Source organism: Sphaerimonospora thailandensis (assembly GCF_016863115.1).
In the GTDB taxonomy this organism is placed as follows: domain Bacteria; phylum Actinomycetota; class Actinomycetes; order Streptosporangiales; family Streptosporangiaceae; genus Sphaerimonospora; species Sphaerimonospora cavernae.
In genome coordinates, this window is record NZ_BOOG01000055.1 from 18570 (window position 1) to 43506 (window position 24937).

24 protein-coding genes are annotated in these 24937 nt (G+C 69.5%); 9 read left to right on the forward strand and 15 right to left on the reverse strand.

Translation table 11 applies throughout. From position 1 onward, the window contains the following. Positions 1 to 11: 11 nt before the first annotated feature. The 3 genes from Mth01_RS24250 to Mth01_RS24260 all read right to left on the reverse strand — a co-directional run bounded on the left by Mth01_RS24250 (position 12) and on the right by Mth01_RS24260 (position 3726). Positions 12 to 1667: an FAD-dependent oxidoreductase gene (locus tag Mth01_RS24250; RefSeq protein ID WP_204018248.1), complete on the reverse strand. Its 1656-nt coding sequence runs from the start codon at positions 1665 to 1667 to the stop codon at positions 12 to 14. Between the two features lie 64 nt (positions 1668 to 1731). Then, positions 1732 to 2922 (reverse strand): MFS transporter, encoded by a 1191-nt coding sequence (locus Mth01_RS24255; RefSeq protein ID WP_204018249.1) that lies wholly within the window; start codon positions 2920 to 2922, stop codon positions 1732 to 1734. Between the two features lie 18 nt (positions 2923 to 2940). Further along, complete coding sequence (locus Mth01_RS24260; protein WP_204018250.1) at positions 2941 to 3726, reverse strand: SDR family NAD(P)-dependent oxidoreductase; 786 nt, start codon at positions 3724 to 3726, stop codon at positions 2941 to 2943. 675 nt (positions 3727 to 4401) lie between these two features. On the opposite strand from Mth01_RS24260, the gene Mth01_RS24265 reads away from it, so the two are divergent. Next, positions 4402 to 4737: a hypothetical protein gene (locus tag Mth01_RS24265; protein ID WP_204018251.1), complete on the forward strand. Its 336-nt coding sequence runs from the start codon at positions 4402 to 4404 to the stop codon at positions 4735 to 4737. An 18-nt stretch (positions 4738 to 4755) separates the two neighbouring features. Here Mth01_RS24265 and Mth01_RS24270 read toward each other — a convergent pair whose 3' ends face one another. Further along, on the reverse strand, positions 4756 to 5721 hold the full coding sequence (locus Mth01_RS24270; protein ID WP_204018252.1) for an Acg family FMN-binding oxidoreductase: 966 nt from the start codon (positions 5719 to 5721) through the stop codon (positions 4756 to 4758). Positions 5722 to 6035: 314 nt separating this feature from the next. On the opposite strand from Mth01_RS24270, the gene Mth01_RS24275 reads away from it, so the two are divergent. Both Mth01_RS24275 and Mth01_RS24280 read left to right on the forward strand, forming a co-directional pair. Then, a complete protein-coding gene (locus Mth01_RS24275) occupies positions 6036 to 6653 on the forward strand; it encodes a hypothetical protein (protein ID WP_239089960.1) in 618 nt (205 codons plus the stop codon). 181 nt (positions 6654 to 6834) lie between these two features. Beyond that, complete coding sequence (locus tag Mth01_RS24280) at positions 6835 to 8085, forward strand: PP2C family protein-serine/threonine phosphatase (RefSeq protein ID WP_239089961.1); 1251 nt, start codon at positions 6835 to 6837, stop codon at positions 8083 to 8085. Between the two features lie 50 nt (positions 8086 to 8135). Here the strand turns inward: Mth01_RS24280 and Mth01_RS24285 are convergent, their stop codons facing one another. The 5 genes from Mth01_RS24285 to Mth01_RS24305 form a co-directional block, all read right to left on the reverse strand. Then, complete coding sequence (locus Mth01_RS24285; RefSeq protein ID WP_204018253.1) at positions 8136 to 8513, reverse strand: CBS domain-containing protein; 378 nt, start codon at positions 8511 to 8513, stop codon at positions 8136 to 8138. Between the two features lie 108 nt (positions 8514 to 8621). Next, complete coding sequence (locus Mth01_RS24290) at positions 8622 to 10001, reverse strand: MBL fold metallo-hydrolase (RefSeq protein ID WP_204018254.1); 1380 nt, start codon at positions 9999 to 10001, stop codon at positions 8622 to 8624. Beyond that, positions 10002 to 10991, reverse strand: a complete 990-nt coding sequence (locus Mth01_RS24295) for a sulfite exporter TauE/SafE family protein (protein WP_204018255.1) — start codon at positions 10989 to 10991, stop codon at positions 10002 to 10004. It lies immediately after the preceding gene. Positions 10992 to 11068: 77 nt separating this feature from the next. Continuing rightward, complete coding sequence (locus Mth01_RS24300) at positions 11069 to 11659, reverse strand: rhodanese-like domain-containing protein (RefSeq protein WP_204018256.1); 591 nt, start codon at positions 11657 to 11659, stop codon at positions 11069 to 11071. A 140-nt stretch (positions 11660 to 11799) separates the two neighbouring features. Further along, positions 11800 to 12069, reverse strand: a complete 270-nt coding sequence (locus Mth01_RS24305; protein WP_204018257.1) for a metal-sensitive transcriptional regulator — start codon at positions 12067 to 12069, stop codon at positions 11800 to 11802. Between the two features lie 167 nt (positions 12070 to 12236). On the opposite strand from Mth01_RS24305, the gene Mth01_RS24310 reads away from it, so the two are divergent. Next, positions 12237 to 12410: a hypothetical protein gene (locus tag Mth01_RS24310; RefSeq protein WP_204018258.1), complete on the forward strand. Its 174-nt coding sequence runs from the start codon at positions 12237 to 12239 to the stop codon at positions 12408 to 12410. Positions 12411 to 12515: 105 nt separating this feature from the next. On the opposite strand, the gene Mth01_RS24315 is transcribed toward Mth01_RS24310, so the two are convergent. The 6 genes from Mth01_RS24315 to Mth01_RS24340 form a co-directional block, all read right to left on the reverse strand. Beyond that, complete coding sequence (locus tag Mth01_RS24315) at positions 12516 to 12941, reverse strand: archease (protein WP_275409021.1); 426 nt, start codon at positions 12939 to 12941, stop codon at positions 12516 to 12518. Between the two features lie 172 nt (positions 12942 to 13113). Further along, complete coding sequence (locus Mth01_RS24320; RefSeq protein WP_204018260.1) at positions 13114 to 15945, reverse strand: DUF5682 family protein; 2832 nt, start codon at positions 15943 to 15945, stop codon at positions 13114 to 13116. An 8-nt stretch (positions 15946 to 15953) separates the two neighbouring features. After that, a complete protein-coding gene (locus Mth01_RS24325) occupies positions 15954 to 17069 on the reverse strand; it encodes an ATP-binding protein (RefSeq protein ID WP_204018272.1) in 1116 nt (371 codons plus the stop codon). Between the two features lie 21 nt (positions 17070 to 17090). After that, positions 17091 to 18563: a VWA domain-containing protein gene (locus tag Mth01_RS24330; protein WP_204018261.1), complete on the reverse strand. Its 1473-nt coding sequence runs from the start codon at positions 18561 to 18563 to the stop codon at positions 17091 to 17093. Next, positions 18560 to 19975, reverse strand: a complete 1416-nt coding sequence (locus Mth01_RS24335; protein WP_204018262.1) for a hypothetical protein — start codon at positions 19973 to 19975, stop codon at positions 18560 to 18562. The genes Mth01_RS24330 and Mth01_RS24335 overlap by 4 nt, the downstream gene beginning before the upstream one ends. Further along, complete coding sequence (locus Mth01_RS24340; RefSeq protein WP_204018263.1) at positions 19975 to 20478, reverse strand: hypothetical protein; 504 nt, start codon at positions 20476 to 20478, stop codon at positions 19975 to 19977. Before Mth01_RS24340 ends, Mth01_RS24335 begins: the two co-directional genes overlap by 1 nt. Positions 20479 to 20637: 159 nt before the next feature. Here Mth01_RS24340 and Mth01_RS24345 point away from each other — a divergent pair, with 159 nt between their 5' ends. The 5 genes from Mth01_RS24345 to Mth01_RS30540 all read left to right on the forward strand — a co-directional run bounded on the left by Mth01_RS24345 (position 20638) and on the right by Mth01_RS30540 (position 24841). Further along, complete coding sequence (locus Mth01_RS24345) at positions 20638 to 21387, forward strand: hypothetical protein (protein WP_204018264.1); 750 nt, start codon at positions 20638 to 20640, stop codon at positions 21385 to 21387. Further along, positions 21381 to 22589, forward strand: coding sequence for a S8 family serine peptidase (locus Mth01_RS24350; RefSeq protein ID WP_204018265.1), 1209 nt, complete (start codon positions 21381 to 21383; stop codon positions 22587 to 22589). The genes Mth01_RS24345 and Mth01_RS24350 overlap by 7 nt, the downstream gene beginning before the upstream one ends. A 142-nt stretch (positions 22590 to 22731) precedes the next feature. Beyond that, positions 22732 to 23247 carry a DoxX family protein gene (locus tag Mth01_RS29925; RefSeq protein ID WP_239089962.1) on the forward strand — a complete coding sequence of 172 codons (516 nt, stop codon included), beginning with the start codon at positions 22732 to 22734 and terminating at the stop codon, positions 23245 to 23247. Positions 23248 to 23309: 62 nt separating this feature from the next. Beyond that, a complete protein-coding gene (locus tag Mth01_RS24360) occupies positions 23310 to 23924 on the forward strand; it encodes a trimeric intracellular cation channel family protein (RefSeq protein WP_204018267.1) in 615 nt (204 codons plus the stop codon). Positions 23925 to 24349: 425 nt separating this feature from the next. Then, complete coding sequence (locus tag Mth01_RS30540) at positions 24350 to 24841, forward strand: NucA/NucB deoxyribonuclease domain-containing protein (RefSeq protein ID WP_456154382.1); 492 nt, start codon at positions 24350 to 24352, stop codon at positions 24839 to 24841. Positions 24842 to 24937 lie beyond the last annotated feature (96 nt).

Consider the following 24937-nt stretch of genomic DNA (forward strand, 5'->3'; position numbering starts at 1 on the left):
TGGCATTCAGATCAGGACGCGGTGGGTTCGATTGAAAGCGAGTGCCGGAAGAAGTTCCCCGGGTCCCATCGCCGCTTGGCGCGCTGGAGCCGGGGGTAGTTGTCCTTGTAGTAGAGCGTGTGCCAGGGCATTCCGGACCGGTTGTGCGCCGGGTCCGCCATGTCGCTGTCGGCGTAGTTGATATAGCAGCCCTCCATCTGGTCCCCGATGAGTGGTACGCCTCTGGATTCCGCGAAGAAGTCCGCGTACAGGCCGCGGATCCAGTCCATGTAGAACGCGTCGTCCTTCCGGTCCGGCCAGAAGGTCTGGAAAGTCATCTTGAAGGCGCTGTTACGCTGCGCGTTGGCCGTCGCGTCCGACTCGACCGCGTTAACTCCGCCACCGAAGGAGAACAGCACCAGCATGGTGTCGGGATTGGTGAAATCTTCGCGTGTCATGTACTCGTACAGCGCGGAGATCTGCTGGTCGGAGAAGTTCTTCTTCATGTAGCCGGACTTGTGCGCGCCCCTGGAGTTAGGATTCGTGATCGTCGGATTGTTGGTGCCCACCATGCGCGTCGCGGTAAGCCAGGGGAGTTCCTGCGGCTCGGCCAGTCGCCGCAGGTGCGGCAGTTCCCCGGACGCCCTGCTCATGTCCCGTGGGCTGAGGTCTGTGCCTTCGGTGAGCGCCGCGAGATAGTTGTCCAGCAACTTTCTCGCGCCGCGGACAGTGGCGTCGACCTGCGTGAAGATGCTCAGCGCGCCGTGCGCCCTGGAGTTGACGTTGAAGAGACTGGACAGGTTCCGGTAGGGAGAGTCGGGTGCGCTGTTGGCCTCATGCCACGCGCCGAAGTTCTGCAGCAACCGGGCGAAGGTCCTCTCGTCCAGCTGATCCCAGGGCAGGTCAGCGGCACTGACCAGCACAGTGGAGGGCGGCGAGATGAGCAGATCCTCCGGCCTACCTCGCCGTGCGTTGGGCGAGCGGAACCAGTAGCGAGTCACCAACCCGAAGTTGCCGCCTCCACCACCGCTGTGAGCCCACCACAGATCGCGGTTGGGGTCGTTCCTCTCCCGCGTGGCGACGACTGTCCTGACCGAACCGCGGGCACCGACGGTGACGACCTCCACCGCGTAGAGGTGGTCGACCACCAGGCCGTGAGCTCGGGAGAGGAGCCCGTACCCGCCCCCGCAGATATGCCCGCCCGCACCCACGCTGTAGCAGATTCCACCGGGGATCGTCACGCCCCAGCCCTTGTACAGGGCCTCATAGACGTTCAGCAGCCGGGCTCCGGGCTCTACGGAGAAGGCCTGCATCCGGGGGTCGAAGCCGACGTGGGTCATCTCGGAGAAGTCGAGGATGACCTCGACATCGGGATTGCAGACCAGGTCGGCGAAGCAGTGACCTCCGCTGCGCACGGAGACCCGCTTACCTGACCGGTAGGCATCCCGCAGGGCGCGCTCCGCGTCGGCTGCCGAGCGAATCATTTTGATGTAGTCGGGAGCGGATTCGTAGCGCTGGTTGTTGCCGGTGGTGAGAGCCCGGTAGCGCGAGTCCGCAGCGGTGATCAGTGCTCCGACTTCGTCGGATGCCCGGTTGACGGAGGCTTCGGCCGGTCTCACACCCGTGGCCGCCAGTGCACTGCCACCCGCGACGGCGGCACCTGTGAGCAGCAGGGATCGACGGTTCATTGACTGGGATGACATGCATACCCTCTCTGGACGGATTCGTGTTCCGGAAATCGGGAGCAGATCGTCAGGTGGAGATGCCGGCGACGCTGTCCCGTACGACCCGATGCTTCGGGTCGCGACGGTTCAGGCGGCCGGAGAGGAGCGCGACACCCAATCCGGCGGCCGCCAGCAGCGCGCCGATCCAGTTCGGTGCCGTGTAGCCCAGACCGTGGTCGATGGCGAGGCCGCTGAGCCATGCGCCGAGGGCGTTGCCCAGGTTGAAGGCGGAGATGTTGGCGCTGGACGCCAGGGCGGGAGCACCCTTGGTCTGCCGCAGAATGTGCAGTTGGAGCGGGGGGACGGTGGCGAAGGCGACCGCTCCGAAGACGGTGACGGTGACGGCTGCGGCCAGTCGCGTGTGGGACGTGAAGGTGAACAGGAGCAGCACCACGGCCAGCCCGCCGAGCACCGTGTAGAGCGTGGGCATCAGCGCCCGGTCGGCGGCCTTCCCACCGAGCATGTTCCCGGCGCAGAGCCCTGCGCCGAAGAGAACCAGCAGCCAGGAGACCGCCGAGGGCGGGAAGCCGGCCACCTGGGTCATCATCGGTGCCAGGTACGTGAACGAGGCGAAGACTCCGGCGAACCCGAGGGTGGTCGTGCCCAAGCCGAGCCAGACTTGGGGAGTTCGGAAGACGGCGAGTTCCCGGCCGACACCGCTTCCGGGCTCCCGTTCCTGGCGCGGTACGAGGAACTGGAGGCCGAGCAGTCCGACAACCCCGAGACCGGCCACGACCCAGAAGGTCGAGCGCCAGCCGAAGTGTTGCCCGAGCAGCGTTCCGAGGGGCACCCCGAGGACGTTGGCCGTGGTGAGCCCCATGAACATCAGCGCGACCGCGCTGGCCTCGCGGCCGGGTTCGACCACTCGGGAGGCGACCACGGATCCGATACCGAAGAACGAGCCGTGACAGATCGCCGCGATCACCCGCCCCGCCATCAGCGTCCCGTAATCGGACGCCATCGCACAGGTGAGATTTCCCGCGATGAAGAATCCCATCAGGAGCAGCAGCATGGCCTTCTGCGGAATCCGGGTTCCCGCGACTGTCATGAGCGGGGCGCCGACCACCACACTCAGGGCGTAGCCGGTGACGAGCAGCCCGGCCTGAGGGATCGAAACGGACAGATCGTTCGCCACATCGGGCAACAGCCCGACGATCACGAATTCCGTGGTGCCGATACCGAAGGCCCCGACGGCCAGCGCCAGGATCGCCAGAGGCACGTTGTCTCCTCAGCCGCTTCAGAGCTGGCGCAGGGCGCCACCGTCGACGGCCCACTCGGCACCGGTGACCTGGCCTGCCAGGGGAGAGAGCAGGTAGGCGACAACACGGGCGACATCATCAGGGTGGCCGATCCTGCCGCTGGGCAGCCGGCGCTCATTGCGGATGAAGTGCTCGACGGCCTCGTCGGCTGTCATGCCGTACCGCTCGGCAAGCTGCTCGGCGAAGCCGCCGGGGGCGTCGAACAGCGCGGTTCGCGTCGGGCCCGGGGACACCACATTGGACCGGATGCCTCTCGGGCCGAACTCGGCAGCCAGGGATTTCGAGACAGAGAGCATCGCCGCCTTGGCCGCCGCGTAGTCCAGCAGCGTCGGGTCAGGGAACCTCGCGGCCTCGCTGGCGATGTGCACGAGACTGCCAGAGCCCTGTTCGAGCAGCAGGGGGAGCACAGCCTGGGTTATCCGGACCAGCGAGTGGAGGTTGAGATCGAAGGTCGCCTTCCACTGGGTGTCGGTCACCTCCAGGAAACCGCTGTGTGACCGGAGCCCACCGACGTTGTTGACAAGCCCGTCGATGCGTCCGTATCGCTCCAGCGCGACGTCAGCGATACGTCGTGCCGTGTCGGGGTCGGTGACGTCGACGGAAATAGCCGTGATGTTCTCGTGAATCCCCTCGATTGGTTTGGGGTTACGGGCTACGCCGACAACGCGAGCGCCCTCCCGCGCCAGCAGTCGGGCGGTCGCCTCGCCGATCCCCGCCGAGGCGCCTGTCACGACAAAGACCCTGGTGGAAATCTCCAGATCCATATGCATCTCCTCCAACTGTCGACACGGAGGAGGCTACACAGGAAACAATATATCCCAATTGATCCAGTTACACCCTTAGCACATTCCTGCTATCTGGACATCCCGATTCTCCCATTGAGTCCGAATTTCTCACCGCTACGCCACCACGGACATCGCAAGACTTCTGAAATACGCGCCGGGCGTGCCATACAGACGTGATCCAATCTGCACTTTCGGGTCGTAACTAACCTATAGCCAAACCAGGGAGTGTCCCATGATCTTTTGCCGTAGCGAGGATCGGCCAGATGGATGCGGCGTAAGGCCGAGGAGGAGCCCATAGCGGAGCTATGGGTGAACTTCCCGGGCCCCGCGGCAGTTCCGAGCCTGCGAGGAAGCTTCGTGGGGTGGAGCAGGCCCCATCTGGGTGACCGCGGCAGGCTAGAAAGATCACGGGACGCGACCAAGTCCGACCACCAAGGTGCGTGAACTGACACCCGCGGCGGCGGCCCAGGGCGACACAGCTCCTGCCGCCGGAACCAGTAGGCCGGGATGTAGCCGTCGGTGTCGCGCTGCCGAGGCTGGCGCGGCTCGTCCTTCCGTCCGAAAGCCGGGCGAGCGGTGGGAGGGGCCTACCGTCGTGCGGGCGGGGGACCTTCTGCTCTCCCTGCCGTAGGCGGACGGCGTCATGGTCGGATCATGAGGATTCTGAGCACCGAACCCAGTCCCATCTCCCAGCGGCAGGACCGCGAAGCGGACCGAGAACAGGTCGCCGGCCCGGCCGCGCGGCTCGCGGTACGGGACTCCCTGGACGAGGCGTTCGCCTACATGGTGGACGACGTGCGTCTGGCGGAGGTCGACGGCACCCTGCACATCTACGTCTCCGTCAACCCCGCCGCCTCCGCGGGCCCGGAGCACATCCGCGCCGCCGCCCGCGAGGCGTACCGAGAGGCCGTTTCCGGCGGGCCGGATGTCGTGGCCCCGGTTGTGGTGGCTCACGTGGCCGTCGCCGGAAAGGGCCGCGCGCACAGCTGAGGGATCCCCTGCACCTGGTCAGTAGGTGGGCATCAGCTCGGCCGGTGGGCGTCGGGGTGCGCGGGGTACGGCCGGGCCGTACCCGAACCTGATGATCATTTGAGCGTGTCCGCGCCGGTGGTACGGGTCCGTGCGGTGTCGCATGTCGCGCAGGTCCAGCGGCTGGTTGAGGAACGACGCCGACACGCCGTGCATGGTCGCGACGAGCAGCATCCGCTGGAGGGCCTGCCCGGCACGCAGCCAGTCCACCCGCCTGTCGCCGGGCGTCGTCAGCACGGCGAGCTGGGGCTGCGGCTCGAAACGGGCGGACGGCCGCCCCGGGTGCGCCGCACCGAGGTCCCGGACGGGGGACGGGTCAGCTGCCGAACGCGGACCGAGCGTGTAGGCGGGAATCCCGTCGGCGTGCGCGCCCCGCATCGTCCAGGCGGCGAGCTCGGCGAGGTAGCCGTGGTCCGCCAGCAACCCGTCCTCGGCGATCGTGACGTAGTCCAGCAGGTCGGCCGTGTCGGCGTGATCGAGCGGCACCAGCCGGGCGCCTTCCCGCGCGGCGGCCTTGCGCAGCTCGGACATCACCCAGCGGGGGACATGCCGCTCGCTGAAGGGCTCTCGGTTCGTGCGCCGGCGGCCGATCTGCTCGTACAGGTCACGCTCGGCGGCCGTGGGCGCGCCCAGCTCGGCCATATGAACGGCCGCCAGCAGGTCCCGCTCCCCATCCGGCGTCGGAAGCAGCCGCACCCGTGGCCGGTAACCCGCGACCCGCACCGCGAGCCGCAGGTTGAACAGGGCGGCCCCGCAGCTCACGTGCAGCGAGCGGCCGCGCGGATCGCTGACCGTCAACTTGCGGTCCCGGTCGCCGTACAGCTCAACGTGCTCCCTCCCGGCGATCCGGAAGCGCCACGGCTGAGTGTTGAGCACCGAAGGCGCCTGGCCGGCGGCGGTGAGCAGCCTGCGGACACCGAGGTTCGTGGCAACAGGAGAGGGCATGGCACGCCTCCATCGTCGAAGCTCCTCCATCCCGAGGTTTCCCCGGGCGGACCGCCCCGGGCAGGGACGAAAGGCCCGCGGTCACGCGCCGATCGGCCCTCGGTCATGATCCGTCCATCCCTCCCCCGAGGGTCCCGTCGCGGCCGGGCGCCGGAAACCGCCACGCGGCCCCTCCACGGACCGAAAGTCCCACGGGGACCGGGACGTCAGGGCCATGAGGCGGTGCCGTACGGCCCTGCGATCCCGACGCCGGAAGCGATGTGATGAAGGCGTCCCAAGCAAAGGGATCGTAAAGCGAAGGGAAGGGGCCGGTCATGGCCACCATCGAAGGACGCCACCAGCGCAATCACCTCCCCGAAGCCGACCGGCGTGAACTGGACCGGACCATCGCCCCGCACACCGTCATCGCCCCGCACACCGTCGACATCACTCCACACGCCGTGACGGCCCGGCCAGCCGCCTACGCCTGGGCGCTGGCCCGGATCGCCATCGGCTGGGTGTTCCTGTGGGCCTTCCTCGACAAGACCTTCGGCTGGGGCTTCGCCACCCCCGCCGACAAGGCCTGGATCCAGGGCGGCAGCCCCACCACCGGCTTCCTGAAGGGCACGGCCGACAACGCGCTCGGCGGGTTCTTCGCCGGGCTGGCCGGTCAGGGCTGGGTCGACCTGCTGTTCATGCTCGGCCTGCTCGGCATCGGCGCGGCGCTCATCCTGGGCGCGGGCGTGCGGATCGCGGCCGTCGCCGGCGGCCTGATGCTGGTGCTGATGTGGGCCGCCGAACTGCCTCTGGCCACCAACCCCTTCATGGACGAGCACATCGTCTACGCGATCGTCCTGGCCGGCCTGGCCATGGCGAACGCCGGCGACACCCTGGGCATCGGCACCCGGTGGGGTCGCACGGCCCTGGTCAAGCGCCTCCCGATCCTCAAGTAGATGCCCGCGGCACACTGGCGCCCACCCCGACCCCCCGGGGTGGGCGCTTCGCCGTTATGAAGGCGCGCCGACTGTTCCGGCGACGGCGGGCATTTGCCAACCATGCCGCCGGCGCTGTCTGCGCCTGAACCGCGGCCGGGTAGTCAGCGGGTAGGCGGCGAGACGACTGGGAGAACGGCATGTGAACGGCTATGACGCTGGGCGGCTCCTGGGTGGTCTGGTGCGCGACCACCCCTTGACGCCGCTGGGTGATCTGGCGGCGTCGGTCATCGAGCATGCCCGGCCGCTCGGCTTCTCCGAGATCATGATTTACGTGGCCAGCCTGCGGCCGCTCTACCTCGTGCCGCTGCCCGGCCAGCGCGACGTGCACGGCCAACCGCTCAAACCGATTCCCATCGATACCACGATCGCCGGGCGGGCCTTCCGCAACCTGGAGGTCGTTCAGGCCCGTCCCACCACCGACCCTTCCGTCGCCGATGCCGCCGAGCCGCTCGGCGGTGAAGGCCCGCGGCGGCTGTGGGTGCCGATGATCGACAGCACCGAACGGATCGGCGTGCTCGGGGTGACCGTACCCGTGGCCGATGCGGACACCGCGCAGGTCGCGGCCGAGTTGGGCGGGCTGATCGCCCTGATGGTGGTGAGCAAGCGCGGTTCCAGCGACGCCTACACCCGGCTGGTGCGCGCGGAGGAGATGCGTCTGTCGGCGGAGGTGCTGTGGCGGCTGATGCCGGTCAGGACCTTCGCCACCGACACGTTCATAGTCAGCGCCACGCTCGAGCCGGCCTACTCCGTCGGCGGGGACGCCTTCGACTACGCTCTCGACGGCGACACCCTCCGCCTGGGGATCTTCGATGCCATGGGCCATGACCTCTCCGCCGGGCTGACCGCCACCATCGCGCTCGGGTCCTACCGCAACAACCGCCGCCGGGACATCGGGCTGCTCGCGACCAGCGACGCGGCCGACGAGGCGATCGCCGGTCAATTCGACGGGTCCCGGTTCGCCACCGGCATCCTGGCCGATCTGAACATCCGTACCGGCTGGCTGAGCTGGGTGAACCGGGGGCATCCCCCGCCGCTGCTCCTCCGGCATGGACGGCTGGCCGCCGTGCTGGAAAGCCCGCCGGACACCCCGATGGGCCTCGCCCTCGGCCCGGCCGCCGTGCTCGCCCGCCGCCAGCTCGAGCCCGGCGACCGGCTGTTGCTGTACACCGACGGCGTGGTCGAGGCGCAGACCCCCGAGGGAGAGATGTTCGGCCTGGAACGCTTCACCGACTTCGTCATCCGGCGGGAGGTCGACGGCGTCTCCGCACCGGAGACCCTGCGGCGACTGGTCCACTCCATCCTGCTGCACCAGCGCGGCCAACTCCAGGACGACGCCACCGTAATGCTCGTCGAGTGGCGTACCGAGCGCGATTACCAGCTCACGATGTGACGGTCGGCGGCCGGGAGCCGCCCCTGCCATCGCCGGCGGCCGGCGAGAAGTCAGTCACGGTCCCTCGTGAGCACGGCCATGAGGTCCCGGCGCGTGACGATGCCGACGAGTTCGACATCGCGGAGCACCGGCACGGTCTTGATTCTCTTGTGCACCATCAGGTCGATCAGCGTGGCCGCTTCGGTGGTCTCCGCGACGGTGACCAGGGTGCGTGACATGACGTCCCCAACCCGTTTCGGGGAGGCCCCGGAGGCGAACTCCCCGCAGAGCAGGTCGATCTCGCTCACCATCCCGACCAGTTCGCCATGGTCGCCCAGCACGGGGGCGGCCGTGATGTGGTTGTCGTAGAGCGCGTGGATCGCCTGACGCACCGCGTCGCCGGGGCGGAAGGTGACCGCCGGACTGCTCATGACCTCACAGACGAGCATGCCCGTCACCTCCTGCGAAACGCCCCGGTGAAACTCCCTTCCGCTCTCATTCCCGCTGGTCGTCCCCCACTCCCCCGGGGCGGGCGCCGGGGAATGCGATCACGGGGCCTATGCGGGGGCGAGGGCGCGCTGCCAGGCGTCATAGCCGCCGAGCAGGTCCGACACCCCCTCCCGCCCGCGGTGCGTGAGCAGGCTGGCGGCGATGGCCGAGCGGGCGCCGCCGGCGCAGTAGACCACGACCGGGTGGTCGGCCGGGACCTCCGCCAGGCGCGCGGCCAGTTCGGCGAGCGGGATGTGCAGCGAGGGTTCGATGGCCCCGCCCGCGACCTCCCCGGCGTTGCGCACGTCGAGCAGCACGGGCGGCTCGTCCCCGTCCAGGGCCTGTCGCAGCCCGGCGACGGTCACCCTGGTGGAGTGGGCGATCTCTCCGGGGACGGTGAGGAACGCGGCCTCCGGGTCGCTCAGATAGCCGGTGACGGTGTCGAAGCCGATCCTGGCCAGGCGGGTGACGACCTCGTCCTCCCGGCCCTGCGGCGCGACCACGATGATCTCGCTGCCGGGTTCGACGACCATGCCTGCCCGTTCGGCGAAACGGCCGTCGGCGGAGACATTGATCGAGCCCTTCAGGTGGGCGAGCGCGAACTCCTGGGCGTCCCGGGCGTCGACCACGACCGCGCCGGCCGCCCGCCTGGCCAGGACCTCCTCCACCGGCAGCGGCCGGGCATCCGCGCCGGTGCCGAACAGTTCGCGGTTCTTCCGGTTGAGCACGGCGTCGTAGACGAAGTAGCCGGGCGCGGACGGCTGGCCCTCGGTGACGATGGCCAGGAACTCCTCCTCGCTCATCGGCGCGCACGCGTAGTTGCTCAGGCGCTGCCGGCCGATCGTCGACCACCGGTCGGTGGACAGGTTCTTGCCGCAGGCCGAGCCGGCGCCGTGGGCGGGGAAGACCCGCACTGCGTCGTCCAGTGCCATCAGCTTGCGCTGGACGCTGTCGTACAACATCCGGCCGAGCTGGTCGGCGGTGACGCCGAATGAGGCCAGCAGGTCCGGGCGTCCCACATCGCCGATGAACAGCGCGTCGCCGGTCAGCACGCCGTACGGCACGGCGTCGCCGGCGTGCTCGTACACGACGACGCTGATCGACTCAGGGGTGTGGCCCGGTGTCTCCATGATCTCCAGCACGACGTCGCCGAGTTCGACGCGCTCACCGTCGGTGAGCTTGCGGATGGGATATTCGGCCTCGGCGCGGTGACCGTAGCCGATCCAGGCGCCGGTGCGGGCGGCCAGCTCCAGGTGTCCGGCGACGAAGTCGGCGTGGAAGTGAGTGTTGATCACTCCCTCGATCCGCAGTCCGTGCGCCTCGGCGTCGGCGACGTACTCCGACACGTCGCGCCTGGGGTCGACCACGACGGCACGGCCGCTGGTCTCGTCGCCGATCAGGTACGACGCCTGGGACAGGCAGTCCAGATAGTACTGCGTGAAGATCATTCAATTTCCTCCTGTATCGGGTGAACGCAATACCCCGGGGGGTATATTCCACAGATGGTCATCGCGGGTGTCGTCCGTCCTCGGCCCCGCACCGGCCGTCGGGCGAGATGGCGGCGGACCCTCGTACGTCCGACGGCGTCCCCAAGGCGCGAAGCGCAGGTGCGCGGCGACGGCCACCCCCACCAGCACCAGCAGTCCGGCGGCGACCAGCGCGGCCGGGCCGTACGCCGAGTGGAGCAGCGACGGTGACACCTGCTGAATCAGCACGAAAGCACCCATTACCAGGACAAACCAGCCGAAGGCCATACGCAAGCGGTCGGCCTGGATCCGCCCGGCGAGTTGCCCGCCGATGAGTCCGCCGACGACCGCGGCAGCGGTGACGGACAGGGTGAGCGACCAGTCGATGGGGACGCTTTGCAGATAACCGGCGAAGCCGGCGAACGACTTCATGGCGATGACGATCAGCGAGGTGCCGACGGCGACGCTCATCGGCAGGCCGCCGAGCAGCACCAGCGCGGGGACCACCAGGAAGCCGCCGCCCGCGCCGACCAGCCCGGTGACCACACCGACGATCACGCCCTCGACCAGCACGTGCGGGATCGGCAGGTCCACGCGGTCCGAGGCATGCTCCGGCGTCCTGCGGCCACGGAGCATCGCGATCGCGGTGGCCACCATCATCAGCGCGAACGCGGCCAGCAGCAGCGCCTCGGGCAGGTGCGGGCCGAGCAGGCCGCCGCCGTAGGCGCCCGCCATGCCGGCGGCGCCGAAGATCAGCCCGGTCTTCCACCGGATCCGCCCTGCCCTGGCATGCCCGACGGCGCTGACCGCGCTGGTCACCCCCACCATGAGCAGGGACATGGCGATCGCCGACCTGGCCGGGACGCCCGCGACGTAGACGAGCAGCGGCACGGTGAGGATCGACCCGCCGCCGCCGAACAGCCCGAGCGTCAGGCCGACCACCACGGCGCCGGCGAGGGTCACGGTGAGCATGTCATTGCCTTTCCTTCTTACCCCCGGGGGTATATGGGAGACAGACTTCTCCGCCGTACGGCACGGCGGAGCGAGGGTCAGGTCCGGGAGCGGGCGGGCTTGACGATGCAGGCCAGCGCCTCGGCGGCATCGGCCCTGCCGCGGTTGTAGGGCAATCTGGACAGGATCATTCCCATCGCACAGGTGTCCGTCAGCGAGGCGAAGACCAGGCCCGCGCCGATGAAGGCGCCGACGAACCGTGCCCCCGGCAGCCACAGGTCGGCCACGATGGACGCCAGCACGATGCCGCCCGCGACCAGGCGCACCTGACGCTCCAGGCTCCACTTCTGCCTGCCGCGGATGACCGGCGCTCCGGAGGTGATCCAGGAGTTCATCCCGCCGGACAACACGACCGTGCCGGGCAACCCCGCCTCGCAGAGGCTCTTCTGCGCCTGGGTGGCACGGTTGCCCGACTGGCAGATCAGCAACAACCGGCCGCCGGCGTCGGCGACGATTTGGCGCAGGTGGGCGTCCACCTGGTCGAGCGGCAGGTTGATCGCGCCGTCGATGTGCGCGGTCTCGAACTCCGCGGCGGTCCGCACGTCGACGACGAGCACATCGGGGTTGGACGCGATCAGCGCACGGGCCGTGGTGACGTCAACCGCGGAGGACCCGGCATTTGCGGTCATTGATTATCTCACTCTCATTCACATACCCCGGGGGGTATCTTTGCCACATGAAGCGGCCAGGACAGCTGCGGGAGCAGAGGAAATTACCCCCGGGGGTATACAGAGGTCACAGGAAAGCGGGATTTGCCAACCAGATCCGCTTATGCGAGCGCCAAGAACAGCTTCTCCAGCTCTGCCACGCTCATCGGGGCCTGCTCGCCGCGCTCCTGGGCGGCCTGGCAGTGCCGCAGGCCGGTGGCGACCAGCTTGAAGCCGGCCCGATCGAGCGCCTTGGAGACCGCGGCGAGCTGGGTCAGCACCTTCGCGCAGTCCTCCCCCGCCTCGATCATTCCGATTACGCCGGCGAGCTGACCGTGTGCGCGCCGCAGACGCGTCAGCGCATCGCCGACCATGGCCTCGTTCAACTCCATGTCCGTAACGTACCCCCCGGGGTATCAACCGGGCAACCGCCCGCGTCCCGTCGCCTGAAAGGGCCTGGTTCCTGCCGAGGTCCTGATGGCGCCGGGTGTGCATGTCCCGTCGCCTTCCGGGTACGCGCAGGAGGCGAAACACCCGGATAACAGGAGGAGTAAAGCGGATGACCACCCCCGAGGAGAACGCGCCCAAGACCGACCAGAACGACCTGGCCCTGTCGAAGCAGGCGGCAGGCACCCGGCCCGAGGACCTGGAGCGACAGCAGGACACCGAGATGGCCGCCAGGCTCAAGGAGGCGATGTCGAAGGCCGATGTGGACCGCGACGATTTCGCGTAGGCCCGGCCGACTCGCCGGAAACGCCCGACTCGCCAGAAACGCGGCCAAGGTGACGCCGATCGGCGTGGTCAAGGGCTGGATTCGGGCGTTTCACGGACGCAGCGGTCAGACGTCGACCACGACGTGGGCGCGCCACATCCCGGCCTCCCGCCCGAACCGCAACCCGTTCACCGCGACGGCCGTCGGCATGGCGCCCACCTGATCGACCGCTCCCATCGGGATGGTGGCCAGCCGCACCTCGATCTGCCCCTCGGTCGCGCCCGTCCACTCGTCGACCGACACGTCCACCGCGACCCGGCCGTACACCTCGACCTGGTAGATCACCTCATCCAGCACCGTGAGGAGGAGCTCTTCGTCGGTCTCCTCGTCCAAGGCGAACTCGGCGCTGTCGTCCGGCACCACCTCGCCGATGTCGGCGAAGGCCTCCACCAGCGCCCGTACCACCTCGGCCAGGCACTCCTCCCGGGTGTCCGCCCACGCCTCAATCACCGTGTCGACGGTATGCGGAACCGTCCGATGCCCCCTGCTCACACCCTGTTCTCCTCACCGGCCATCCGGGCCCCTCCCTCGTCGCGATCGGAAGTGGTCGTACGGGTGAGCCCACGGATCCGCGGCGAGACGACGTTCCTGCCCCGAACCCATCATCCGATCCAAGGCGTCCACACCTCGAGGGAGGGCCCATACAGCGCAGCGGCCGCCGAGGTCAGCGGTCGAGCAGGGCGGCGATCGCGCCCGTCGTGGTCGGATGGCGGGCGAGCAGCTCCCGGACCTCGACCTGTCCTGGCTCCGGCACTTCGGCCGCAGGCCATTCCGCGGGGCAGCCGAGCAGGGCCGCCACGGCGTCGCACGCCTGCGGGTGCCGGGCCAGCAGGGCGGCCGCCGGCCCGCTCCGCCCGGGTGCCGCCCCGGCCTCCCCGGTCTGTCGGCCCTGCCGGATCGGTACGGCAGGCCGTTCCCACGGCGGGGTCCACGCGTCCAGCTCGGCCAGCCCGCCGGGGAAGGTGCGGCCCGCCTCTCGGACGAGCACGGGCACCAGCTCCGGCACGTGCTTGCGCAGCGTCATGATCAGCGTCGGCAACCACGGCAGCAGGACGGGGTCGGGCAGTCGCGCGAACGCCTTCGACAACGCCTCGACCACGAACGGTGCGAGGGCCGGGACGGGTTCGAGCGCCTGGACGAACCCGCTCAGGTAGAGCGGGAAAGCGGGGACGACGAGCGGGTTGGACAGCAGTTCGTCGCACCGGGCCCGCAGCTCGTCCCGCGGCAGCAGGCCCAGCTGCGTCTTGGCCGCCCATAGCAGCGCGACCTTGGCGGGGGCCTCCGGGTGCGACTGCCGTACGGCGAGCTCGAGCTGGGCCCGGTCGCAGCCCAGCGACAGCGCGAGGCTCTCCAGCGTGAACAGGAAGCCGAGCATGGCGCCGACCTGGCGCACACCCGTGTCGTCGTCGGCGAACGCGGTCGGCAGCAAGGTGCAGTAGTGCGCGTAACCGACCGTGACGAACGCCTCGCACCAGGCCGGCAGCTCCGGCTCCGTGGCCCGGTAATGGGCCAGCAGGCGTCTGATCCGGCGCAGCACCTCGGGGGCGTCGTCGACCGTGCGCTCGGTGGCCAGCAACTCGACCGCCCGGTTGCCGAACTCGTCGGCGAACCGACGGCCGCCCAGGTAGAGGATCGCGTCCGCCACGGCCGTGAGCGCGACCCCGGCGGTGGCCTGCGGCTCCCACACCGTGCGGCGCAGCCGCTGCTCCAGCACCTGCTCGACGGTGACGCCCTCATAGCCCAGCTCGATGATCGACCGCTGGTGCCGGCCGATCGCCAGGTCCCAGCTCTCCTGGATCGGCCGCTCGCCGAGGCGGCGCACCCCCATGATCGGCCGGACCGCGCCGTCGGGCAGCAGGTAGCGCAGCTTCCACAGCACGTCCGAGCACGGTTCCAGCTCCGGGTTCGCCTTCAGGTCGAGCAGCACCCGCTGCTGGGTGCGCCGGCTCAGGTCCAGGCCCAGCGGCTCCAGCCGGTCGTACACGTCGCGGGCGAGCGGCGGGAGCGCGTCGTAGCCGACCGCACCGATCCGATCGCCGCCCAGCAGGATCTCGCACAGGCGGCGGACGTCCCGGCGGCCCGGCACGACGTCCTTCTCGATGCAGGTCACCGCCGCGTCCGCGAAGTCGTACGGCGTGGGCCTGGCCCGGCCGCGCAGGCCGGCGAGCAGGATCGACGTCTCGAACACGGCGATGGCGTCGGCCGTGCTGGCGAGGTAGCCGCCCCGGCGGGCCAGCCGCACGATGTCGACGCACCAGCCGCGCAGCTCGTCCTCGTCCAGGCCGTCGAGCACGGGCGGGGCGGCCAGGAAGCCCGACAGCCGGTCGCCGGCCGGTCCGGCGGTCGCGGGGGGCTCGGAACCCTTGACGGTCTTGACGGTCTTGGTACGGGTGCGCCCGCCCTGCTGCCCCTCCAGCCGGTACGGCGTGACGCCCCCGCGCCTGCCCGCCTTGGCCCAGGTCGCGGCTGCGATCGACACCGATCCCTGGGCCAGGCCGAACTGGGCCTCGATGGCCGAGTGGCTGGATGGGATGAGTCCGTACAGCCAGCGGGTTCCGGTACGCGGGCTGATCGCGTACGGCGGCGCGTCGGCCGCCAGGCCGAACTCGGCGACCCGGCTGACGGCGTGGAAGGCCCCGCACACGTACAGGCAGTCGGCCGGGTCGGCGCCGGAGGCGGTGAGGTGCTCGCGGATCCGCGTCCACATGTAGCGTTCGCGTTCCTCGTCGATCGCCAGCCGGTCGTCCTCGGTGGGACGCAGCCGCCGGAACAGGCTGCCGATCAGCGCCATGGCCTGCCGGTAGGTGTCGTAGTCCGCCCCGGTCAGCGGCTGCTCGACGTACTGGTCCCACCACTCCGACCAGTGCCGGACCTTGCCGTGGTGCAGCAGGTGGGCCTCCAGTTCGGCGAAGCGGGGCCGCAGGTCGCCGATCTCGACGCCGACGGCGTCCCCGTGCAGAGCCGCCTCCTCGCCGTCCACCCCCTCCACACCGGAGGACGCCGTGCCGTCCGGCTCCCCGGGCAGCCACTGGAAGACGTGGTCCACCGAACGGTCGACCAGGACCAGCTCGACGCCGGGCGTGTCCAGCGCGTACGCGATCGCCTGGTATTCGGCCGACGCCTCGGTGACCGGCGCCACCACGCTGAGCGGACCGGAGCCGGGCGGGAAGCCGTCGAGCTGGGTGGCGAACGCCTGCAGCGCCACCGGCAGGCGGCAGTTGCGCAGCTCGTCCAGGAGCGGACGCAGATCCTCACACAACTCCAGGTAGACGACCTTGGGCCGCTTGGTGCGCAGCCGGCGGGTCATGGCCAGGGCGGATGCCGGGGAGTGGTGGCACACCGGGAAGATCTCGAGTTCCTCGCGCAGCATCCGGTCGACGTCGTCGACCATGCCCGCCAGGATGCCCGACAAGGTGTCCCCGCCGCCGGAGAACGCCTCGGCGGCGTCGAGGAGTTGCCCGCGCAGGGCGTCGAACGTGGTCACGACAGGACTCATGTCAGCGCTCATGACAGGGTGGAGATCGTCTGGCGGCCACCCTCGAGGAAGCTCGTCCACTCGCCGCCGTCCTTCTGGCTGCGCGGTTCGACGACCCCATGCCAGTACTTGTTGAGGATCGCCAGGTCCTCCGGGGCACGCCGGGCCAGCGAACCCACCAGCGAGCCGCCGAGGGTCTCGGCGCGCAGCGTCCGGTCGCCGAAGAAGTGGCTGTGCAGGATGGCGTCCTCCAGCACGCCGATCTGCTCGGCGGTGGACAGCGCCGACTCCAGCTTCTCGTCCTCGCTGGTGGCCGAGGCCGCCGCGGCGCGCAGGTCGGCGAAACTCTGCAGCAGGATGTCCAGCAGCGTGGGCGGCACGTCCAACTCGATCCGGTGGCGGCGCAGCAGCTCGGCGGTGCGGAAGCGGACGATCTCCGCCTCGCTGGTCTTGCTGGTCACCACGGGGATCCGGACGAAGTTGAACCGTCGCTTCAGCGCCGAGGACAGGTCGTTCACCCCCCGGTCGCGGCTGTTGGCGGTCGCGATGATCGAAAATCCGGGCCTGGCGAACACGGTGTTGTCGGTGTCCAGCTCCGGGATGGAGACGTACTTCTCGGACAGGATCGAGATCAGCGCGTCCTGCACGTCGCTGGTCGAGCGGGTCAGTTCCTCGAACCGGCCGATCACGCCCTGCTCCATCGCCGTCATGATGGGCGAGGGGATCATCGACTCACGCGACTGGCCCTTGGCGATCACCGTCGAGACGTTCCACGAATACTTGATGTGGTCCTCGGTGGTGCCGGCCGTACCCTGCACGACCAGCGTGGAGTTGCGGCAGATCGCCGCGGCGAGCAACTCGGCCAGCCAGCTCTTGCCGGTTCCGGGATCGCCGATCAGCAGCAGGCCGCGGTCGGACGCGAGCGTCACGATGCTGCGCTCGACGAAACCGCGGTCGCCGAACCACTTCTGCGGGATCTCCCGGTCCAGGCCGTCGGAGCGCTCGGAGCCGAGCACGAACAGCCGCACCATCCGGGGGCTGAGCCGCCAGGAGAACGGCTTGGGCCCGTCGTCGATCGACTCCAGCCAGTCGAGCTCCGCCGCGTACTTCACCTCGGCGGGCGCACGCAGCATCTCATTGGTCATCTCATTGGTCATCAAAGTCTCCTAAGCAAGAAAGTTCTTCAGTTCGAACACGAGTTTCCGGATGTGGCCGGAGATGACCGGCGCGCCGAGGTCCTTGAGCTTCTGCCGGAACCACGGGTTCACGCTCTGCTGGCCGCCGCTGCTCACCGAGCCCACCGGGATGAGCCGTACGCCGGAGCGGTGCAGCGCCTCCAGGCCGGCGTAGACGCCGTCGCAGTTCCACTCGTAGAAGTCCGAGATCCACACGACCACGGTGTTGCGCGGGTCGGCGACCGTCGGCTGCGCGAGGGCCAGGGCCGCCGTGCCGTCGGTACCGCCGCCGAGCTGGGTGCGCAGCAGCACCTCGAACGGGTCGTGCACCCACGGGGTGAGGTCGAGCGCCCGGGTGTCGTACGCGACGAGGTGCACGTCGACCTTGGGCAGCCCGGCGAAGATCGACGCCAGGATGGTGCAGTTCACCATCGCGTCGACCATGGAGCCGGACTGGTCGACGACCACGATCAGGCGTGCCGGGGTGGTCCGCCGGGCGGTGCGCCGGTAATACAGCTTGTCGACGTAGAGTCGCTGGTCCTCGGGGCTGTAGTTGGTGAGGTTCTTCCAGATCGTCCGGTCCAGGTCGAGGTTGCGGAACACCCGCTTGGGCGGCACCGACCGATCGATCTCCCCCACGCTGGCCTTCTCGACCTGCGTGCGCAGCACCTGGGCGACCTCGTCCACATATCTGCGGATCAGCGCCTTGGCGTTGGCCAGCGCCACGCCCGACAGGTTGGACTTGTCCCGCAGCAACTGCTCGACGAGCGACATGCTCGGCGTGAGCCGCCTGGCCAGGGCCGGGTCCGCCAGAACCTCACGCAGCCGCATCCGGCTGACCAGGTCGCCCTCCAGGTCGGCCAGCGCGCGGGCCAGTTCGGCACCGATCCCGTCGCCCGCGCCGAACCCCGCACCGAATCCCGCGCCGGGTCCCGCACCGAATCCGGCGCCCGCCCCCGCGGCGGCCCCGAGTCCGGCGGGTGATCCCGCGCCCTGTCCTGCGGCGAATCCCGCCCCTTGCCCAGCAGTGGACCCAGCAGTGGACCCGGTTCCCGCGCCCGGGCCCTGCCCGCCGCACATGGCCTGCTTGAACCAGGCGGCGTCCTGCTGCCAGGTCGCGAGCCGCGTGGCGGTGACGTCGCCCGTACCGGTGGCGAAGACGTTGAGCAGCAGCTTCGAGATCAGCGCGGCCCTGCGCACCTCGCCACCTGGAGCGCCCGGCGCGAGCAGGTCCCGGAACTCGGCGGCCAGCTCGGGGAAGCGCTGCACCAGCGAGTCGACCGAGACCGAGGGGTCGAGCACCGCGGCAGGCAGGCCGAGATCACCGACGACCGCCATGCTGGCGGTCTCCAGCGCGGGCTGCTCCTCGTGGTCGAAGAGCCGGGCGAGCAGCCGCCAGTACAGCACCTGACGCCGGTTCCGCTCCGCGCCGTCGTGGTCATCGATCGAGATGTGATCACTCATTTCCGCAGCAACCGTCCGGCTCGCTCACGCAGCACCGCGACCGCGTCTCCCGCCCTGGCCTCGGCCTTCACCACCTTGGGATCGGTGGGACCCCGGGCCCAGTCGCCGGTGCCGACGTCGACCGTCTCCCGTTTGACCTTCGTCTGTACGGCGAGCGGCTGCAGCAGCCAGCGCCCGCCGTCCCAGCGGACCAGCCCGACGCACGCGGAGGAGCCCGCGACCAGCTTCGGCGTGAGCGGGCCGCAGGAGGGCAGCCGCCCGATGTCCACGGTGATCACCGATCCGCCCAGATCGAACGAGCCGTCCCCGGTCACCTTGTAGCCCTCCACCAGCACGGGTTCCGCGATCCGTACCGGGACCCGGTCCAGGGGCGGCGCCGCCGGGGCGAGCGCGCCCGCGAGGTGCAGCCGTGCGGTGGTGAACGGGTCGGCCGGCTTGCCCAGAAGCGCCCGGTCGTCGTGCCAGACCAGGTCTCCGCTGTCGAGCAGGGGCAGATCGGTGACCTCCAGGGACCGGCGGTCGGCCAGCGCGGCCAGCAGCATCTTGTGCTCGTGCACCAGCTTCCACAGCGCGGGCCCGACGATGGTGTCGACCTTGGCCGCGGTGACGCCGGTCCGCACCAGCCGGGCCGGGCCACCGTCGGCGGGTTCGAGGACGGCGTGGACCTGGAACTGGACCGCGGTGCCGTGCTCGTGCACGTCCACGCCGAGGACCAGCAGCCGCCCCGACACCATGCCGACCGGCCGCGGTGGCTCGCCGGGCGGCACGCCGTCCTGCGCCAGCAGCACGGCACGGGTCCACAGGTCGGCCCAGCGCCGTACCGGCAGGTGCTCCATCGCGGCGATCGGGCAGGATGCGCGCAGCTCGGCCGCGAAACCGTCCAGCAGCACGGCGAGCCTGCGCTGTCCCGGTGCGGCCGTCAGCGCCTCGACGATCTGGTCCACGGCGGAGACGAGGTCATGGTCGACGCCGCGCCACCCGGTGATGGCCAGCTCGCGCAGCCAGGACCGGACCCCGCCGAGCGGGTTGGCGGCGCCGTACGGCCCGGGTTCCGGCGCGGTCTCCTGGGTGGGCTGCCAGGGTCCGCGCTCGCGTCCCAGCGCCGCGTCCAAATCGGCGAGCAGGGCGTCGTGCACCGCGCCGAACAGCGCGGCCCGGCCGCCCGCGAGCGCGGTCAGGTGCTCCTCGGCGATCGAGCCGGAGGCGACCTCGGCCGCCGCCTCGGCGAGTCGCTCGCCGATCGGGGTCGTCGCGAACGCCCCTGCCAGGGCCGCCAGCGCGTCGGCCCGCTCGTCTGCGAGCCGGGCAAGGCCGTGCACCAGGGTGTCGTCGAACCCGTCAACCAGGGCGAGCGCCTCCCCCGCGCCCTCCGGGTGATGGTCGAGCAGTTCGGCCAGCTGTACGGCGAGCATCAGCGGACCGCCTCCTCGGCCGGGAACCAGTGCATCTCGGGGATCGGCATGGTGGTTGTCGGCACCTCCAGGTAGGCCAGGTGGCGCAGGAAACGGCTGAACACCATGGCGGCGGGGGCGGGCTCGTGCGCACCGGTCAGGCAGTCGATCAGCTCGGCGCCGTCCGGGACGTCCACCCGGAGGTAACGGGCCACCCGGCCGGGGCCGTACTGGAGCACGGCCTCAGCGGCGAGAGACCGCAGGTGCTTGCACGGCGAGCCGTACAGCCCCCCGCAGGGGCGGTTGTTGTTGGTGCTGCAGTTGTAGTTGTGGGTGCCGGCGGCGATGGAGGAGACGTAGACCCGGCTGATATCCGAGCCGCTCGACACCACGCCCTGCAGCCGGCCGTCCGCCAGCTCGACGAAGGGGACCTTCGCCAGCTTGCGGGGCTGGACCGGCGGCACCACCCGCAGCCTGCTGTGCTGCGCCCACACGGCTTCGCCGTCGGGGGAACGGTCGTTCATGAGTCCGGAACGTAGCCGAGCACTCCGACAAAACCGGGCCGTCCCGCCTGCCGCACACGTCACCGTACGTTCAGTCGGATGGTCGACGCGACCCGGCACCGGGCTGAACCTCGGTTCCCCTCTGGTGTCGCCGAGAGTTGATCACTATTCTCGCCCTCCGTGAGCGAAACCATCTCCTTCGAGCCGCCTGACGGCCCGCCTCCTGGGAGGAGATCATGGCGGCTGTGGCCGGCCCTTGGTCTTGCCGCTGTTCTCGGTCTCAGCGCTGGGGTGTACGGCGCGATCGAGGTCAAGCGGGAGCTCGATCGGCCGCCGACCGACGCCGAGCTGCGCGCCGCGTCGGTTCAGGAGATCGCGCTGCGATGGCGCACCCGGCCCGCGGGGGAGATCTTCCCTGCGACCGTCGAGTATTCCGGCTTGTTCGGAAGGAAAGAGCCGGCCGTCCGGGTGGGGATCGCTCCGGAGGCGCCCTGCGCGGAGGCCCTTGACGCGGAGATCGCGGAGGTCGCCATCGCCAACGGCTGCAGGGCCGTGCTGCGCGCCAGCTACCTGGACAGCACCCGGACGCTGGTGACCACGATCGGCATCGCCGTGTTTCCCGACGAGGCGACCATGCGGAAGGCGTCGGAGGCTCTCTCCTCTCAAATTTGGCACTATGGGGTGCGCGCCGCGGCCTTCCCCGGCACGCTGTCGGCTCGATTCCGCGACGCCGCCCGCCAACACCTCATGACGATGGGGTCCGCCAACTATCTGATCTTCATTGCGGCCGGGTACGCCGACGGGCGGCCGAAGAGCGAGTCGGGCATGTCGGGGCCGCTCATGTACGGCAACCCGATCGCCTCGCAGATAGGCCTGCAGTTGCAGACCGAGGCGGAGCCGTGCGCGGTGAAGGGGGTCGTCACGTGCTGAAACGGGTGCTTCTCCTGCTGGCGGCGGCCGTCCTCCTGCCCGCCGTACCGGCCACCCCCGCCGCGGCCGACGACGTGCTGGGACAGCTCGCCGGGGATCTGCAGGCCGCGCACGACCTCGCCACCGGCAGGGGCGTCACGATCGCGATCCTGTCCGACGGGGTGGATCCGGAGCTCCGCGAGCTGACCGGCCGGCTGCGGGTGGCTCCAGACCTGGTCAAGAGAGCGGAGTCCGACCCACGCTTCGGAACCCTGCTCGCCTCGATGATCGCAGGAAGAAGCACGATCTCGGGGCAGCCGATCAAGGGGATCGCGCCCGCCGCGACGATCCTCTCGGTCCGGGTGCGGCCCTCGTCGATCGCCACGCACCGGAAGTTCGTCAAGGTCGACTCGCTGGACAAGGTCGCCGCCGGCATCCGCTATGCCACCGATCACGGCGCGAAGGTCGTCCTCGTCGAGGAAGAGCGCGGGTCCCTCTCCCGCGAAATGATGCGGGCGATCGGCTATGCCCTGCGGAAGAACGTCGTCATCGTGACCAGTGCGCAGCGACTGGTGACCTCCGAAGGGAAGCCGGCCCCGCATGAGGCACTCTCCTTTCCCGCCGCGATTCCGGGTGTGATCGTCGTCGGCGCCACCGACGACAAGGGCCGATGGCTCGGCAAGAGGTCGGCACGCAACGACACCGTGCTGCTGTCGGCGCCTGGGACACGGGTGTACGCCACGGGCGACGGCAACCAGGGCGGGTGGTACATCGACGGTTCGCCCGTTGCCGCCGCGTGGGTGGCCGGCACGGCGGCGCTGATCAAGGAGAAATATCCTGAGATGTCGCCTGGGGCCGTGGCTCAGGCCCTCGCAGCGTCGGTACGGAACCGCCCCAGTGGCGGATACCAGCCCACGGTCGGCAACGGCATGCTCAACCCCGCCCAAGCGCTCAAGCAGGCCGACGAGCTGAGCAGTTCGCCCGACTCGGCCGTCCCGGGCACGTATGCGGTGGAGCCCTCTGCCCGCTTCGGCGGCCCGCCGCCTCCACCGATCAGGGCCGCGCAGTGGGACGAGTCCACGCTGATCCGCTACGGCTCCATCTCGGCCGGCGGATTCCTCCTGCTCCTGATCTCCCTCGTCGTCGCCGCAGCGGCCGTCATCCGCAGGCGAAGGAAATCCAGGGAGCTGGGAGTCACAAACCCAGGTCCTCGATCTCCTTGAGCAGGGCCGACACCGCCGACGGCCGCCCGCAGCCAGGCCGCGCCCGGCCCGTACGGATGGACGGCCGCCGAGTGTCTCTCATTTATTGGGTAGCTTCACTGTCCAATATTGGATAGCATAGTTATCCAAAGGGGGGGATTCCATGACTCTGATTGTTCTCGTCGTGGCCACGCTGTGCTTCCGCCTGTCGGGCGCGCTGCTCGGTCTGGCCCGCTTCACCACCTGGCGCGCAAGCGCCGCGCACGGCCTGGCCGTCATGCTCGTGATGACGGCCAGTGCCCACTTCGTCCCGTCAGATGTGACCGTCATGCCGAACCACGCCGACATGGTGGCCATGGTCCCGCCGTTCGTCCCGTTCCCCGCCTTCGTGGTCTACCTGACCGGCGTCCTGGAGTTGGCCGGGGCGGTGGGCCTCGTGCTCCCGGCCACCCGGCGGGCTGCCGGGATCTGCCTGGCGTTCCTGTTCGTGCTCATGCTTCCGGCCAACATCCACGCCGCGCTGGCCGGGGTGACCCTGGCGGGCGAGGCGGCGACCCCGCTGTGGCAACGCATCCCCGAGCAGGTCCTCTACATCGGCATAGCGCTCTGGGCGGCGGGCGTCACAGGGGGACGCTCAGCCCGTACGGCCTCCGCGAGCAGCACACCTCCCGTCCTTTAAGGGAGTCGGCGGCCAGGTCGCGGGGAAACGGCTTATGGGAGCTTGTGGGAGAATTAGCAGCCGTGTCCCCCCTGCTCGACCTTGCCGGAATCTTCGTTTTCGCCCTGTCCGGCGCACTACAGGGCGTGCGCAAACGGCTCGACGTGGTCGGCATGGCGGTGCTCGCGTTCTTCACGGCGGTCGGCGGCGGCGTCATGCGCGATCTGTTCATCGGCGTGCAGCCCGCCGCGTTCCGGGACATGGGTTATCTCCTCGTGCCGATCGCGGCCACCGCCATCGCCTTCTTCTGGCATCCGCAGGTCGAGCGGGCGATGCCCGGCGTGATGGTCTTCGACGCGGCGGGGCTCGGCCTGTTCTGCGCGGTCGGCACCGCCAAGGCGCTGCACCACGGCCTCGCGCCGCCGCACGCCGTGTTCCTCGGGGTCTGTACGGCGGTCGGCGGCGGCGTCATCCGAGACGTCCTGTCCGGCGAACGCCCCACCCTGCTCTACGACCGCCAGCTCTACGCCGTACCGGCGATGCTCGGCTCGACGGCGATGGCCGTGCTGTACGCCCTGGACGTGCGGGGATTCATCGCCACCCTGTCGTCGGCCGTGCTCGCCTTCGCCTTCCGCATCCTCGCCATGCGGTACGGCTGGCGCGCGCCCCTGGCCAGAGGCATCAGCGGCCCGCGGTGAGCGGCTACGTGACGTTCCCTGGTTCCGGTGGACGATCAGGACGTGGGTGAGGATGGCGACAGTTTGCGGTCGGACCTTCCCTGCGCCCCCGCCTGGCGGAGTCAGGGCCGGTAGCGGCGAACGCGGCCAACCCATCGGACGCGAACGGAAAAGCCGATTTGACCACTAATACCCACTCCTGTCAAGATTCTTTCTTCTGGTCGAATCGATCAATAACCTCTTCATGTCAAACATGGGTACGAGTATCTCGTGCCCGGCACGAGCCACTCGCAGGACGCGAAGAGGTGTTGATTGGCTCCACCAGCAGGGATGCACGCTGGGTCTCCCTCCTTACCGCTTCACAGGACCCGTAGACGGCGGATGGTGCGAACCGCTGCTGCGGGACTGTCGGCGACCATGATTGTCAGCCTGTCGGTCACCCCTTCTTGGGCCGAGGCACACGCCCCGTCCTCGACCACGGCGGTCACACAGCCTCTGCTCGCCCCAGTGTCACCCCGATCGCCCATCGCGCGATTGAATCAGCCAAGCAGGAAGCCGCAAGAACCAACCGGAACCGAGACCGGCCGGTGAACACGTGTGCCCGCTACCGGGCCGCCAGCAACGGCACCAAATGGCGAACTGGAACCCCGGTTCCCTGGAACCCTGCCATAGAGCAGTGCGATGAGTTCCCATTCGCAAGTACGTACGAAGGTGCTTGGTTGTGGTGGCAGAAGAACCGCCCGGCGGATGACCCGTCGTTTGTGATTCACTCGCCCACCAAGGTCAACCTGTCCGTCTCACTCATCCCAGCACGTGAGAATCGGGAATGGGGGGCCTTCCAAGACGGTGGATTGGGCCGTTACTATATGCGGTCGACCGCATCCTTGCGGGCGACGCATTCTTCGTACGGCTCTATGACGCACAGGACAAACCGGTGAATTAGCGCCGCCTCAATTGGAGAGCACATGGCACGGCTCATCAAGAAGATCAGGGATTCGGCCACGATCGAGGGTTATAATTTTATGATCATGGAT

Bases quoted from the DNA above. Each gene is read 5' to 3' on its own strand.
- Mth01_RS24320 (WP_204018260.1), bottom strand. From the start codon at position 15,945: ATGAGTCCTGTCGTGACCACGTTCGACGCCCTGCGCGGGCAACTCCTC.
- Mth01_RS24325 (WP_204018272.1), bottom strand. From the start codon at position 17,069: ATGACCAATGAGATGCTGCGTGCGCCCGCCGAGGTGAAGTACGCGGCG.
- Mth01_RS24305 (WP_204018257.1), bottom strand. From the start codon at position 12,069: ATGGAGTTGAACGAGGCCATGGTCGGCGATGCGCTGACGCGTCTGCGG.
- Mth01_RS24285 (WP_204018253.1), bottom strand. From the start codon at position 8,513: ATGCTCGTCTGTGAGGTCATGAGCAGTCCGGCGGTCACCTTCCGCCCC.
- Mth01_RS24300 (WP_204018256.1), bottom strand. From the start codon at position 11,659: ATGACCGCAAATGCCGGGTCCTCCGCGGTTGACGTCACCACGGCCCGT.
- Mth01_RS29925 (WP_239089962.1), top strand. From the start codon at position 22,732: ATGACTCTGATTGTTCTCGTCGTGGCCACGCTGTGCTTCCGCCTGTCG.
- Mth01_RS24330 (WP_204018261.1), bottom strand. From the start codon at position 18,563: ATGAGTGATCACATCTCGATCGATGACCACGACGGCGCGGAGCGGAAC.
- Mth01_RS24335 (WP_204018262.1), bottom strand. From the start codon at position 19,975: ATGCTCGCCGTACAGCTGGCCGAACTGCTCGACCATCACCCGGAGGGC.
- Mth01_RS24340 (WP_204018263.1), bottom strand. From the start codon at position 20,478: ATGAACGACCGTTCCCCCGACGGCGAAGCCGTGTGGGCGCAGCACAGC.
- Mth01_RS24265 (WP_204018251.1), top strand. From the start codon at position 4,402: ATGAGGATTCTGAGCACCGAACCCAGTCCCATCTCCCAGCGGCAGGAC.
- Mth01_RS24275 (WP_239089960.1), top strand. From the start codon at position 6,036: ATGGCCACCATCGAAGGACGCCACCAGCGCAATCACCTCCCCGAAGCC.
- Mth01_RS24295 (WP_204018255.1), bottom strand. From the start codon at position 10,991: ATGCTCACCGTGACCCTCGCCGGCGCCGTGGTGGTCGGCCTGACGCTC.
- Mth01_RS24250 (WP_204018248.1), bottom strand. From the start codon at position 1,667: ATGAACCGTCGATCCCTGCTGCTCACAGGTGCCGCCGTCGCGGGTGGC.
- Mth01_RS24290 (WP_204018254.1), bottom strand. From the start codon at position 10,001: ATGATCTTCACGCAGTACTATCTGGACTGCCTGTCCCAGGCGTCGTAC.
- Mth01_RS24260 (WP_204018250.1), bottom strand. From the start codon at position 3,726: ATGGATCTGGAGATTTCCACCAGGGTCTTTGTCGTGACAGGCGCCTCG.
- Mth01_RS24270 (WP_204018252.1), bottom strand. From the start codon at position 5,721: ATGCCCTCTCCTGTTGCCACGAACCTCGGTGTCCGCAGGCTGCTCACC.
- Mth01_RS24310 (WP_204018258.1), top strand. From the start codon at position 12,237: ATGACCACCCCCGAGGAGAACGCGCCCAAGACCGACCAGAACGACCTG.